Source organism: Aeromonas sp. 602200 (assembly GCF_049173895.1).
GTDB classification, from domain to species: domain Bacteria; phylum Pseudomonadota; class Gammaproteobacteria; order Enterobacterales; family Aeromonadaceae; genus Aeromonas; species Aeromonas veronii_A.
Genome location: NZ_JAAKSL010000021.1, coordinates 13602 through 27593, shown reverse-complemented (window position 1 = coordinate 27593; position 13992 = coordinate 13602). Strand labels below are relative to the sequence as shown.

10 protein-coding genes and 1 riboswitch are annotated in these 13992 nt (G+C 59.7%); of the genes, 6 read left to right on the top strand and 4 right to left on the bottom strand.

Translation table 11 applies throughout. The features are described 5' to 3' along the window. Positions 1-94: 94 nt before the first annotated feature. Entirely contained in the window at positions 95-421 is a 327-nt protein-coding gene (trxA, locus tag G5221_RS19300) for a thioredoxin TrxA (protein WP_005339416.1), read from the bottom strand. A gap of 113 nt (positions 422-534) precedes the next feature. Between trxA and rhlB the strand changes: the two genes are divergently transcribed. The 4 genes from rhlB (at position 535) to G5221_RS19280 (ending at position 4794) form a co-directional block, all read left to right on the top strand. After that, on the top strand, positions 535-1824 hold the full coding sequence (gene rhlB, locus G5221_RS19295; RefSeq protein WP_421263738.1) for an ATP-dependent RNA helicase RhlB: 1290 nt from the start codon (positions 535-537) through the stop codon (positions 1822-1824). 11 nt (positions 1825-1835) lie between these two features. Beyond that, a complete protein-coding gene (gene gppA, locus G5221_RS19290; RefSeq protein ID WP_227341662.1) occupies positions 1836-3326 on the top strand; it encodes a guanosine-5'-triphosphate,3'-diphosphate diphosphatase in 1491 nt (496 codons plus the stop codon). Between the two features lie 195 nt (positions 3327-3521). Further along, positions 3522-4499: a DUF4382 domain-containing protein gene (locus G5221_RS19285; protein ID WP_266135501.1), complete on the top strand. Its 978-nt coding sequence runs from the start codon at positions 3522-3524 to the stop codon at positions 4497-4499. Positions 4500-4524: 25 nt separating this feature from the next. Next, a complete protein-coding gene (locus G5221_RS19280; RefSeq protein ID WP_421173146.1) occupies positions 4525-4794 on the top strand; it encodes a Rho-binding antiterminator in 270 nt (89 codons plus the stop codon). 59 nt (positions 4795-4853) lie between these two features. Here the strand turns inward: G5221_RS19280 and G5221_RS19275 are convergent, their stop codons facing one another. Next, complete coding sequence (locus G5221_RS19275) at positions 4854-5600, bottom strand: class I SAM-dependent methyltransferase (protein WP_421258819.1); 747 nt, start codon at positions 5598-5600, stop codon at positions 4854-4856. Between the two features lie 70 nt (positions 5601-5670). Here G5221_RS19275 and G5221_RS19270 point away from each other — a divergent pair, with 70 nt between their 5' ends. After that, the gene (locus G5221_RS19270; RefSeq protein ID WP_227341664.1) at positions 5671-6411 is read left to right on the top strand and encodes a substrate-binding periplasmic protein; all 741 of its coding nucleotides are present in this window, start codon (positions 5671-5673) and stop codon (positions 6409-6411) included. A 5-nt stretch (positions 6412-6416) separates the two neighbouring features. Here the strand turns inward: G5221_RS19270 and G5221_RS19265 are convergent, their stop codons facing one another. Both G5221_RS19265 and prlC read right to left on the bottom strand, forming a co-directional pair. Then, positions 6417-8963, bottom strand: a complete 2547-nt coding sequence (locus G5221_RS19265) for a putative bifunctional diguanylate cyclase/phosphodiesterase (RefSeq protein ID WP_421258821.1) — start codon at positions 8961-8963, stop codon at positions 6417-6419. A 204-nt stretch (positions 8964-9167) separates the two neighbouring features. Further along, a complete protein-coding gene (prlC, locus tag G5221_RS19260; RefSeq protein ID WP_421263737.1) occupies positions 9168-11210 on the bottom strand; it encodes an oligopeptidase A in 2043 nt (680 codons plus the stop codon). 424 nt (positions 11211-11634) lie between these two features. Beyond that, a riboswitch (cyclic di-GMP riboswitch) is annotated at positions 11635-11720 on the top strand. A gap of 54 nt (positions 11721-11774) precedes the next feature. Here prlC and G5221_RS19255 point away from each other — a divergent pair. Further along, positions 11775-13964, top strand: a complete 2190-nt coding sequence (locus G5221_RS19255; RefSeq protein WP_421263736.1) for an immunoglobulin-like domain-containing protein — start codon at positions 11775-11777, stop codon at positions 13962-13964. Positions 13965-13992 lie beyond the last annotated feature (28 nt).

Genomic DNA, 13992 nt, shown 5'->3' with positions numbered 1-13992 from the left:
TAGCAAACGAGCGATAAACTAGCACCAATCGGGATGAGCGTCTAGGTGATAAAACACAAGGAGCGCATTATTGCAATGCGCTCCTCTTCGATTATTACAGGTTGCCGTCCAGGAACTCTTTCAGCTGAGTCTTGGACAGAGCACCGACCTTGGTCGCTGCCACTTCGCCATTCTTGAACAGCAAGAGGGTCGGGATACCACGAATGCCGTACTTCGGCGGAGTATCAGAGTTATGGTCGATGTTCAGTTTGGCTACGGTCACGCGACCTTCGTACTCTTGGGCAACTTCTTCCAGGATCGGGGCAATCATCTTGCACGGACCACACCACTCGGCCCAGAAGTCGACCAGAACGGCGCCATCGGCTTTGATTACATCTGCCTCGAAGCTGGCATCGCTCAGCTGAACAATCTTGTCACTCATCTCCAACTCCAGTCAGTAAATAAGGCTTTATTGACTCGTCAATAAAGGCAATAGTTGCCCTATTTGAAATGATCCTGTTTATTATTGCAAGCCTAACCTGATAACCTACCGCCATGAGCAAAACACACTTAACGACCGACAAATTCGCCCAAATGGGCCTCGAACCCGAAGTTCTGGCTGGTCTGGAAGCAAAGGGATTTCACTATTGTACGCCCATCCAGGCACTGTCCCTGCCACTGCTGGTAGAGGGCCATGACCTCGCCGGGCAAGCACAGACAGGCACCGGCAAAACCATCGCCTTTCTGGCCGCCACCTTCAACTATCTTCTTACCCACCCGCTGACCAAACCCCGTCTGGTTAACCAACCCAGAGCCATCATCATGGCCCCCACCCGGGAACTGGCAGTACAGATCTATAACGATGCCGACAGCATCGCCGCCTCTACCGGCCTGAAACTCGGCCTCGCCTACGGCGGCGAAGGTTACGACAAGCAGCTGGCCGTGCTGGAGCAGGGCGTCGACATCCTGATCGGCACCACCGGCCGCATCATCGACTACTTCAAGTCCAAAGTCATCGATCTCGGCAACATTCAGGTCGTGGTACTGGACGAAGCGGATCGCATGTTCGATCTGGGCTTCATCAAGGACATCCGCTTCCTGTTCCGCCGCATGCCGCCCGCGACCGAACGTCTGAGTATGCTGTTCTCCGCCACCCTCTCCCTGCGTGTGCAGGAGCTGGCCTACGAACACATGAACCACCCGGAACATGTGCAGGTAGAGCCGGAGCAGATGACCGGCGTGCGGATCAAGGAGGAGCTGTTCTACCCCTCCAATGAAGACAAGATGTTGCTGCTGCTCTCCCTGATGGAAGAGGAGTGGCCGGAAAAAGCCATCGTCTTCGCCAACACCAAGCATGTCTGTGAAGACGTCCATGCCTGGCTGGAAAACGACGGCCACCGCGTCGGTCTGCTGACCGGTGACGTGCCGCAGAAGAAGCGGATGAAGATCCTCGAGGATTTCACCAAGGGTGCGCTCGATATTCTGGTCGCCACCGACGTGGCCGCCCGTGGTCTGCACATCCCTGACGTGACCCACGTCTTCAACTATGACCTGCCCGACGACGCTGAAGACTATGTACACCGCATCGGTCGTACCGGTCGTGCCGGCAAGAGCGGTCACTCAATCAGCCTAGCCTGTGAAGACTATGCCTTCAACCTGCCGGCCATCGAGGAGTACATCCACCACGCCATTCCGGTCAGCAAATATGATCGCGAAGCGCTGCTGGATGACGTGACCCCGCCGAAACGGGTGTTCCGCAACCGTCAGCCGGTGAACCGCAACATGCGGGATCGTCAGGGCGGTGGCAACAGCAACAACCGTCGTCGTCCGCCGCGCAAGAGCTAAGGACAGGCCCGTTGCACAACTCGCCTCTCTATGCCGCCATCGACCTCGGCTCCAACAGCTTTCATATGCTGGTGGTGCGCGAGGTCGCCGGTGCCCTGCGCACCGTCGCCAAGGTAAAGCGCAAGGTTCGCCTCGCAGCAGGGCTTGATCCGGAATTTCGTCTCAGCCGTGCCGCCATGGAGCGGGGCTGGGACTGTTTGCGTCTCTTCTCCGAACAATTGCAGGACATTCCGGCCGACAATATCCGGGTGGTGGGCACCGCCACCCTGCGGCTGGCCACCAACGTCGACGAGTTCCTCAGCGAAGCGGAACGGGTGCTCAACCACAGCATCGAGATCATCTCGGGCGAGGAAGAGGCCAAGACCATCTATGAAGGGGTCTCCTGGACCTCTGCCGGGGAAGGCAACCGGCTGGTGATCGACATCGGCGGCGCCAGTACCGAACTGGTGATCGGCGAACATAGCGAAGCAAAACTGCTCAACAGCCTGCACATGGGCTGCGTCACCTGGCTCAACAATCACTTCGGTGATGGCGAGCTCTCCGAAGCCCGTTTCGAGCAGGCGATTGCCGCCGCCAAGACGGTGCTGGAGAAGGTGGCGGAAGATTACCGCGCCCTCGGCTGGCGCACCTGCGTCGGCGCCTCCGGCACGGTACAGGCGCTGCAAGAGATCATGCTGGCGCAAGGGAAGAGCGAGCGGGTCACCCTGCCGAAGTTGCAGGAGCTGATGGGTCAGGCCATCGCCTGCGGCAAGCTCGACCGGCTGCAACTGGAAGGGCTGGCGGCCGAACGGCTGACCGTGTTCCCCTCCGGCCTTGCCATCCTGATCGCCATCTTCGAAACCCTCGATATCGAGAGCATGACGCTGGCGGGTGGCGCCCTGCGCGAAGGACTGATCTACGGTCTGCTTGGCAACAATCACGACTGTGATGCCCGGGATCGCACCGCCGACAGCCTGATCAGCCGCTATCAGCTGGATAAAGAGCACGCCGAACGGGTGCGCGATACCGCCGTCGAGGCGTTCAACCAGCTGCAACCGGCCTGGCGACTCTCCAAACGCTACGGTCGCCCGATTTTGCGTTATGCCGCCCTGCTGCATGAGATCGGCCTCTGTATCGAATACAAGAAGGCGCCGCAACACGCCGCCTACATCATCGACAACATCGACATGCCGGGCTTTACTCCCGCGCAAAAGAAGCTGTTGTCGGCCCTGCTGTTCAACCAGCGGGACGAATTCAAGCTGGAACCACTGGAGAAACAGGGTGCCGTCACCGGTCGTCAGGCGATCCGGCTGGCCCGTATCCTGCGCATCGCGCTGATCCTCTGCATGCGCCGTACCCAGGGCACAGTGCCCAGCTTCACCCTGCAGGCAGAAGAGGAGTCACTGACCCTGACCCTGCCCAAGGGGTGGCTGGACGAGCACTACCTGCGCGCCAGCGAGCTGCGCCTCGAGGTAGAGCGCCAGCAGAAGATGGGCTGGCCCACCCGCCTGCTGGAAGCCTGATTGGGCCACGCCCAATCAGTGCCCCGGCGTTCCGAAAATCTCTTTCGCTGCCAACACTGGTGCTACTCAGGCCTACACCTTGATGTTATTGGGCTGACGGGCAGATCCCGCCCTTGCGTCTGGGCCCAGCCTCCCCTTCATGACCAACGTTCGACTAGAGTTGGGGTGTCTTCATAACCAACCGGAATGGACGCCATGAAATCCTTGACTCTGATCGGACTGACCACCCTGCTCACCGCCTGCGGCGGTGGTGGCGACAGCAATAGCCAACCACAACCAGCCCAGCTCTCGCTGGCCTTCTCCGACGCCCCGGTGGATGCGGTCAGCAAGGTCTGCATCGCCGTCGCCAACATCAGCATCCACCCCGTCGCCGGCAACGAACAGATCTGGACCACCGCCAGTTTTCTCACCTCGGCCCAGGACGATGGCTGCACCCCGAGCGGCGAGACGATACCGCTCGACAGTGCAGACCGGCCGCAGTTCACCTACATCGACCTGCTGAGTTATCAAGGATCCGCCAGTCGCCCCCTGCTGTCCGGTCAGAGCGTGATGCCCGGTGACTACAGCCAGATGAGGTTGCGGATACTGGATGGACGGGAGGTCAGCAACCAATTTCTGAATGGCACCCCCTACTCCTACGTCAAACGGGATGATGGGGGGATCAAGCCGCTGGAAGTGCCAAGCAGCGAGCTCAAGCTGGATGCCTTCACCATCGCAGCAAACGGCCTCAGCGCCTTCACCACCGAGTTCGACCTGCGCCAGGCCATGGTGCTGCCCGGCCACGAGCAGTACTACAAGCTCAAGCCCAGAGGGGTGCGGCTGGTGAATAACACCCAGGTCACCATCGTCAGGGGCACGGTAGCAGCTGGCTTGTGTGGCGGCCTGCTGACCGACAAGGCTTTCGTCTACTTCTACCAACCCAGAAGTGACGACAACTACCCCGACATGGCGGACAGCGACAACGGCTTCTATGCCAGCGCGCCCGTGTTGCCGCAAAGCGGTGGCGGCTTTGGTTACGAGTTGGGATTTGTTAATCTCGGTAGCTACGATCTGGCGCTGGTCTGCAATGGCCACGAGGACGATCCGGCGCTGGCTGGCGACCCGCTGCAACTGGAACAGGTGCAGAAAGCCCAGGCGGTGGTGGCGCCCGCCACCATCATCAATTTCCAGTAACCGGCGACAAGAGGGCAACCCGCACATGAACACCTACCAACCCATCAGTTGCGATCTCTACGACTGGCTGGAGATCGCCGCCAGCTGGCAGTTGCCGGTCGCGCTGACCAGTCGGGACGGACGTCAGTGGGCGGATCGGATCCGCACCATAGAGGCCCGCGATGGAGTAGAGTATCTCCAGCTGCACAGCGGCGAGCAACTCAGTCTGGCGGATCTGGCGACCATGAGATTCAGCTGGCAGGGGGAGGAAAAACTGATCCGCTTTACCCCGCCGGCCCCAGCCGACGGCCAATAGATGGCAAGAGGGCCAACCCCATCGGGTTGGCCCTCTTCTTTTACCCCTCGCGTGCGGCGTTATCCCGCCAGCGCCGCCATCACATAGACGTCAAAGCGGTTGCTCTTGGTCTCGATAGCCATGCTGGGTTTGTGCTCATTGAGCCAGCCAGCATAGTCCGGTCGCTTCACCACTACCCGCTTTTGTGCCATCTTCAGCGCCGCCGGCAGCAGGGCATCGGCGTCAAGATCCGGCCCCACCAGCGACTGAAACACCCGCATCTCTTTTTTCACCAGCGCCGACTTCTGTTTGTGGGGGAACATGGGGTCGAGGTAGATGACGTCAGGCCGCTCGGTTAGCCCTAGCAAGGTCTCCACCGCCGGGCCGTGCAGCAACTGCATCCGCTCGCGCACCCAGGGGCCAATCTCCGGGTCTTCGGCGGCTCGAGCCAGACCATCCTGCAGCAGGGCGGCTACCACAGGGCTGCGTTCGATCAGGGTCACCTTGCAACCAAGAGAAGCCAGAACGAAGGCATCACGCCCCAGTCCGGCAGTGGCATCCACTACGGTCGGTGTGGCGCCGGCCCTGAGCCCCACTGCCTTGGCGATGGACTGGCCACGACCGCCGCCAAATTTGCGGCGATGGGCGACGGCCCCTTCGACGAAATCCACATAGACGGCCCCCAGCTTGGGCTCATCCAGCTTGCGCAACTCCAGCCGCTCCGGGGTAAACACCAGAGCAAACAGGGGAAGGTCGATTTGGCCAAGCTGGCTGGCCAGCGCGTCTGCCTGCGCGGCCTTGGCGGGGTCTTCGAGGAGGATTTGCATGGTCTCTGGATGCGTTCTAAGTTCAGTGAAGCGAGTGTACCACAACCCCCCTCATATCCCGGAGAATCCCATGCAGCTGCTGATAGCCCTGTTGCTTGCCGCCCAGAGCAGCACCAGTCTCAAGGTATGCGGTGTAGACTGGCCCCCCTTCTCCTACGCCGAACAGGGCAAACTGATGGAAGGGATATCGGTGGAGATCCATCAGGAAGCAACCAGACGCCTCGGAATGACCCTAACCCTGCTCGAACTGCCGTGGGGGCGCTGCGAACAGTATGTGAGTACCCAACTGGCTGATGGCATCCTCGACAATGCCCCCCTCCCCGGCTGCTACCACTCTGATCTTGCTACCGCCTTCTATCCGCTGGCCGCCTATGTGCGCAGTGACAGTCCGCTACAGAACTTCTCGTGGGAGATGGCCAAGGGGCTGAAAGTAGGGATGGTCAGGGGCTATGACTATACCGACAAGATCAGGAACTTCACCGGATGGGACCCCATCAAGGCCCATTCAGACAAGCAGTTGCTGCTGTTGCTTGAGAAGAGCCGGGTTGACCTCATCATCCTCGACTACTTCTCGGCCCCCATCCTCTCCAGGGAGCAGGACGTCAAGATCCGCCCCCTCACCCCCTTTATCGACTCGACACCGCTCTACCTCTGTTTTGGTAAGCAGAAAGCAGACCTGTTGCCTGCCTACAACAAGGCGCTGCAACAGATGCTGGATGAAGGGGTACTGGATCGCATCTATCTGCGCTATCTCGGCGAGAATTACCGGACACTGCAAACGAAGCAGGCAGAGATGACATCGAAGGAGTAAACCCCCTAACTGATCTGCAGAAACATCCCCTTGTCATTGAGCTGCAGATATTCGGTGAGATCGTCATAGGCCAGCGGGCGGCTGAGCAGATAACCCTGGGTGAAGGCACATCCCTTCTGACAGAGGAAGTTGAGTTGCTCGCGGGTTTCTACCCCCTCAATCACCACCTGCATACCGAGGTTGTGCACTATGTTGATGATGCCGTCCAGCAGCATCCGATCCTGCTCGTTGAAGGGGATATGGCGCACAAAAGAGCGGTCGATCTTGACCAGATCCACCGGGAAAGAGCGCAGATAGTTGAGGGCCGAGTAGCCGGTACCGAAATCATCGATAGCCAGCTTGCAACCCGCCTCGCGCAGGGCATCGATCCGCACCCTGTGCTGATCACTGCTCTCCATCAGCAGAGATTCGGTGATTTCGATGACGATGTCGGCAGGATCGAGCCCGAAGTGCTGGATCACCTTGAGCCACTCGCTCGCCTCAGGGTCGATAGTCTGGAACTCCATGGTGGAGCGGTTAATCGACATCTGCAGATCAGGGAAGCCGGACTGCTGCAACCGAGCCAGATCCCGGCATGATTGCCACAACACCAGCGCACCCAGCCCCTGAATCAACCCCGCCTCTTCCGCCAGCGGGATAAACTCGGCTGGCGACACCTGTCCCCACTGGGGGTGATACCAGCGCACCAGCGCCTCAAGCTTGGCGACCCGACCGCTGCGGTTGTCCCAGATCGGCTGGTAGGCCATGGTTAACTGCTCCAGCTTGATCGCCTCCGCCAGATCCTGTTGCATCTGGTGGCGCTGACGCACCTCTTCCCGCATTGAGGAGCAGTAGGTACCGATCAACCGCCCCTGCCGCTTGGCGGCAAACAACGCTTGTTCGGCGTTTCGCAGCAGCTCGTCACTCTCGCTACCATCGACGGGGCAGAGGGTCATCCCCACGGTTGCCGTAACATAGAGATGCTGGTTGGCCAGCATGAAGGGACGGGTAAAGCTACCGATAACCTGCTTGGCAAACACCTCGGCCTGACGACGGGTGACGATGCCTGGCACCAGAAAGGCGAACTCGTCACCACCGATGCGGGCCACCAGGTCCTCGGTGCGCACCCGGCTCACCAGCCGGTCCGACACCTCCCGCAACAGGGCGTCACCGGCATGGTGATCCATGCTGTTGTTGACCGCCTTGAAGTTGTTGAGGTCGAGCACCATCAGGGCGAAGCGCTCGCCCCGCTCGCAGAAGCGGCTGAGACAGCGACTGAACAGCCAGCGGTTGGGCAGGCTGGTGAGGTTGTCATAGTTGGCCTGTGCGGCGATCTTCTGCTCGGCCAGTTTGGTTTGGGAGAGGTCGCTGAAGATGGCGATGTACTGGCTGATCCTGCCCCCTTCCCGCAGGGTGCTAATCATCAACTGCTGTGGATAGAGCTTGCCATTCTTGCGCTTGTTCCACACCTCACCACGCCATACCCCCACCCGCTCCAGCGCATGGTACATGTCGGCATAGAAGGTCTGATCGTGCAGCCCCGACTTGAGCAGGCTGGGGCGCTGGCCTCGCACCTCGTCACTGCTGTAGCCGGTGATCTGCTCGAAGGCCGGATTGACCGAGATGATGCGGCTATCGGCATCACAGACCAGGATCGCCTCGGAGAGATTGTCATAGACCCGGTGGGAGAGCTTGAGCTGCTCCGCATGGCGCTTGAGAGGATCGATATTCTCCAGCAGCACCATCAGGTAGTCCGGCTGCTGCTGCTTGTCACGGATCAGGGTGACGGTTACCCGCCCCCACAAGATCTGCCCCCCCTTGCAGAAGTAGCGCTTCTCCCGGGTGAAACTGCTGCGCTCGCCACGGCGGATCTCTTCGTAGCAAACGAGGCTGCCCTGCCAATCCTCGGGATGGTTGATGTCGGAGATGGATCGCTGCAGCAACTCGTCGAGGGGATAACCAAGCATCTGCTCGATGGCCGGGTTGGCCCAGAGGATACGGCCAGCCAGGTCCAGCTTGCCGATCCCCACCGGAGCCTGGAACAGCATGCTCTGCAATGCATGGGACGGTTCAGGCAGAGGGGAGGGCAGCTGTCGTTGCAGCATCAGCGCCAGCTCGCGACCCGCCAACGGAGCAAGCAACCGGAGTAACCCAATCACCTTGCTCATATTGGCCTGCGGCTGACGATAAAGCAGGGCGCAGATACCTATGGTCTCGCCATCTGCATTCCTGAGGACAATCCCGGCATAGGCCTGAGGTTGCCACTCCTGTGCAAGGGGAACGTTGGCAAAGAGCTGAAGCAGACGATCGCTGAACCAGGCTTCCCCCTCCTGCCAGGTAATGGCAACCGGAGAGTCAGTCAGTGGCAGCGTCAGGGCATCGGTGTCAAGGGAGGAGGGATAGGCGGTCTGAACCGTCAGGTGGGTAGCATTTGATTCCCTGCTGGCGATCAGGACGACATCAGCCATCACAGCAGCGGCGATTTCACTCACAAAGGTATCGAAATATCCCTGACCGCTCGAGTGAGCCAGACTGGAGATGATTTGACAGACGGAATCGAGTGCTCGCCTCATGGCAAGTGGCTTTCTCTCCTTGAAGGTTAGAACACGACTCTACTGAAGAGCCGTAGGCTGTGCAAATATGCAATCAGCAAGATATTAAAAAGCCTTGAAAAAAGGGACCAAAAGGTCCCTTTTTATCGCAGAAATCACGTCTTGATCCCACTATGGCTCAAAAATGTATCTGCTTGAGGCTCTGTGCAGTCGTGGCCATCAGCCTCATGCGGCAATCCCACTGTGTCTGAGCAGAGCATCCACCTTGGGCTCACGACCACGGAAGGCTCGGAACAGCTCCATCGGCTCCTTCGAGCCCCCCTTCTCCAGAATATTCTTCAGGAAAGATTGTCCGGTGGCCGGGTTGAAGATGCCCTCCTCCTCGAAGCGGGAAAAGGCATCGGCAGAGAGCACCTCGGCCCACTTGTAGCTGTAGTAGCCCGCCGCATAGCCGCCCGCGAAGATGTGGGAGAAGCTGTGCTGGAAGCGGTTGAACGCCGGTGGCGTCATCACTGCTACCTGACTGCGCACCTCATCCAGCAGCGCCGGAAGCTGCGCCGGATTGGCCGGATCAAACTCCTGGTGCAGACGGAAGTCAAACAGGGCGAACTCCAGCTGGCGCAACATCTGCATCGCAGCCTGGAAGTTGCGGGCGGTCAGCATCTTCTCCAGCAGATCGGCTGGCAGCGGTTCGCCGGTCTCGTAGTGGCCGGAGATAAAGGCCAGTGCTTCGGACTCCCAGCACCAGTTCTCGAGGAACTGGCTCGGCAGCTCTACCGCATCCCAGGCCACGCCGTTGATGCCGGCCACGCCGGCCACATCGACCCGGGTCAGCATGTGGTGAATGCCGTGGCCGAACTCGTGGAACAGGGTAACTACTTCGTTGTGGGTGAACAGCGCAGGTTTGCCATCCACCGGACCGTTGAAGTTGCAGGTCAGGTAGGCCACCGGCTTTTGCAGCGAGCCATCCTGACGGTAGCGACGACCCAAACAAACATCCATCCAGGCCCCGCCCTGCTTGTGCTCGCGGGCATAGAGGTCGAGATAGAAGCTACCGCGCAGCTCGTCGTCGGCATCGAAGATGTCGTAGAAGCGCACGTCAGGGTGCCAGGTGTCGATGCCGAGGCGCTCGCGAACCTTCATGCCGAACACCCGCTTGACCACTTCGAACAACCCTTTCACCACCTTGTTGGCAGGGAAATAGGGGCGCAGCTGCTCATCGGAGATGGAGAACTTGTGCTGTTTGAGCTTCTCGGCGTAGTAGGGGAGATCCCAGGCGGCCAGCTCGCTCTGACCATGCTGCTCGGCGGCGAAGGCGCGGATCTCCTCCAGCTCGGCCTTGCCTTGCGGCAGGGATTTGGCCGCCAGATCGGTGAGGAAGCTCACCACCTGTTCGGTCTTGTCCGCCATCTTGGTGGCCAGGGAGAGCTCGGCATAGTTGGCAAAGCCCAGCAGCTGGGCCAGTTCGCGGCGCAGGGTGAGCAGCTCGCTCATGATGGCGGAGTTGTCCCACTTGCCCGCATTGGGGCCCTGATCGGAGGCGCGGGTGGTGAAGGCCTCATACATCTCGGCGCGCAGCTCGCGGTTGTCCGCGTACATCATCACCGGCAGGTAGGAAGGGATATCCAGAGTGAACAGCCACCCCTCTTTGCCTTTAAGTTCAGCCATCTGACGGGCAGCGGCACGCACACTGTCGGGCAGACCGGCCAATTCGGCTTCATCGGCCACCAGCTTGTGCCAGCCCTGGGTGGCATCCAGCACGTTGTTGCTGAAACGGGAGGCCAGCTCGGAGAGGCGGGCCTGAATCTCGCCGTAACGCTGCTGCGCCTCGGCAGGCAGACCGATGCCGGAGAGGCGGAAGTCACGCAGGGTATTCTGGATCTCCTTGCGCTGGGCGCCGCTCAGCAGCGGGAAATCATCGCTCTGGGAGAGGGCCAGATAGGCCTGATAGAGCCCTTCATGCTGACCGACATAGGTCTGGAATTCGGAGAGCAACGGCAGGCAGGCGTCATGGGCCTCGCGCAGCGCTTCGCTGTTGAGTACGGAGTTGAGGTGGCTGACCGGTGACCAGATCCGTGACAGGCGGTCATTTACCTCTTCCAGCGGGGCAATCAGGCTATCCCAGGTATGGGGATCACGCTGGGCCAGCACATCGCTGATCTTCTGCTTGCAATCAGCAATCGCCTGAATCACGGCAGGCTGCACCTGCTCCGGCTTGATCTGGCTGAAAGGGGGCAGCGAATCCATTGTCAGCAAAGGGTTATTCATCCCGGTTACCTCTTGTTTGGTCTTGAACAGACCGCTTTAGCAGCTCTGTATGGCTTTCTAACATGTGGCCAAGCCACGCAATAATCAAGCGGGAATCCACCTCTCGGCACTGTTTTCCCCTCTTTGTGAGCTCAAACACCTCTCTGCCAGATACTGGACGGCAACAGCATGAATAATCGGTACTTTTTTGCTCTTTTTGCGGCTTTTTCAACTCTCGAACCACAAGGGAGCAGACCAAATCCAATCGACAAAAGAGTAGGTTACAGCGGCCTATCACCGGCCCTTTCCATGCTTGGAAAATAACCAATCAACAAGTTAATAACCAAAACAAATCATACACATACGTTGATTAATTTATTTTTAAGTGCATATCATAAGCAGCCTGTTACTCAGGTCACTTGATTCTCTGTGCTGCACAGAAATCGGGTGAAAAAGGCAAAGTGACCCGAAAGGGCGCGACGCAAAGCCACCGGTCTAAGGGAAAACACCTATGACAGCGGGGCTGCCCCCGGGAGCGTTCGGCCATAGCTGTACGCTCCGTTTGTACTGTATGGAGATATCAAGATGAACAAATTGAAGTTATCCCTGCTGGGCTGTCTGCTCGGCATGGGCGCCCCCATGGCATATGCCGCCAGTGCCGGTCAGGCGATGGTCAACCCCCAGTCCGGCGTAGTAGTCGGCTATTGGCACAACTGGTGTGACGGCTCGGGCTACAAGGGCGGTATCGCCCCCTGCGTCAAGCTCGATCAGGTCAACCCGCAATATAACGTGGTCGATGTCTCCTTCATGAAGGTCTATGGCAGCGATCCCATCCCCACTTTCAAACTCGACCCGGCCATCGGCATGAGCGAAAGCCAGTTTATCGAGCAGATCGCCGAGCTGAACCGTCAGGGCCGTGCCGTGCTGCTGGCGCTGGGCGGTGCCGATGCACACATCGAGCTGCGCAAGGGTCAGGAGCAGGCCTTTGCCGACGAGATCATCCGTCTGGTGGAGACCTATGGCTTCGACGGGCTGGATATCGACCTGGAACAGGCCGCCATCACTGCCGCCGACAACCAGACCGTGATCCCGGCGGCCCTGCGTCTGGTCAAGGATCACTACCGCGCCCAGGGGAAAAACTTCCTCATCACCATGGCGCCGGAGTTCCCCTATCTGACCCAGACTGGCGCCTACATCCCCTATATCCGCAATCTGGAAGGGTACTACGACTGGATCAACCCCCAGTTCTACAACCAGGGTGGCGACGGTATCTACATCGATGGCATCGGCTGGATTGCCCAGAACAACGATGCCCTGAAAGAAGAGTTCATCTACTACATGGCGGATTCGCTGAGCAACGGTACCCGCGGCTTCTACAAGATCCCCCATGACAAGCTGGTGTTCGGTATTCCGACCAACATTGACGCCGCAGCCACTGGCTATGTGCAGGATCCGCAGAAGCTCTACAACGCCTTCAACCGCCTGAAGAGCGAGGGGCAACCGCTGCGTGGCGTGATGACCTGGTCCATCAACTGGGACATGGGCCGCAACGCCGCCGGTCAGTCCTACAACGAATCCTTCATAAAGAGCTACGGCCCCTTCATCCACGATCAGGAGATCACGCCGCCGGTCGACAACGGCAAGCCGGTGTTCAGCGGCCTGAGCGATACCCGCATCAAGCAGGGTACCGCCTTTGATCCGCTGGCCGGGGTCAGCGCCAACGACAAGGAAGATGGCGACCTGACTGGCCAGATCCAGGTGGAAGGATCGGTAGACAGCCAGCGCATCGGCCTCTACCCCCTCACCTACAAGGTGAGCGATCGCGACAACAACGTCACCGAGCAGGTACGCACCATCGAGGTCTACAGCATGAAGCCGGTGTTCAGCGGTGTCACCGACACCACGCTGGAACTGGGTACCGCTTTCGATCCGATGACCGGCGTCAGCGCCCATGATGAAGAAGATGGCGACCTGACCGCCCAAATCAAGGTCAGCGGCAACGTCGACAGCAGCAAGGTCGGCCGCTACACCCTCACCTATCAGGTGAGCGACAGCGCCGGTCAGCAGGTAACCCAGCAGCGCAACGTGACCGTCAGGGAGCAGGGCGCCGTCTGTGAAAACAGTTGGGATGCCAAGAAGGTCTACGTGGGCGGCGACATCGTCAGCCACAACGGCAAGAACTGGCTGGCTGGCTGGTGGACCCAGAACGAAGAGCCGGGCACCACGGGTGACTGGGGCGTCTGGCGCGTACAGGGCGACAGCGACTGCGGCGGCACAACGCCACCCGCCGAAGGCAGCAGCGACTTCACCGTCAGCGCCATGGCGAGCGAGTACACCATAGTCAACGGTCAGGTCAGCATCCGTTTCAACGTGACCACCGCCAACCCGGTACAGATCACCGCAACTCTGGAGCAGAGCGGACTCAGCCACGGTACCACCAGCAGCCAGGTGAACGGCACCAGCACCCTGGTGCTGCAGGGCAGCAATGTGACCGATGGCAGCTACGAAGTGGTGATCACCGGTCTGGCTGACGGCCAGCAGCCGGTGGTGCAGCGCTTCCCGGTTGCGCTGACCGAAGAAAGCAGCAGCGGTGGCGAAGGTGACTACCCGGCCTACGCCCCCAACACCGGCTATCAGGCCGGTGATCGGGTCAGCAATGCCGGTGGCAACTACGAGTGCAAACCCTGGCCCTACAGCGGCTGGTGTGGCGGCTCGACCAGCCACTATGCGCCGGGTACCGGCTCTGCCTGGAGCGATGCCTGGATCAAGCTCTGACCTTGCCCCAACCACTAACGGGGGCCGA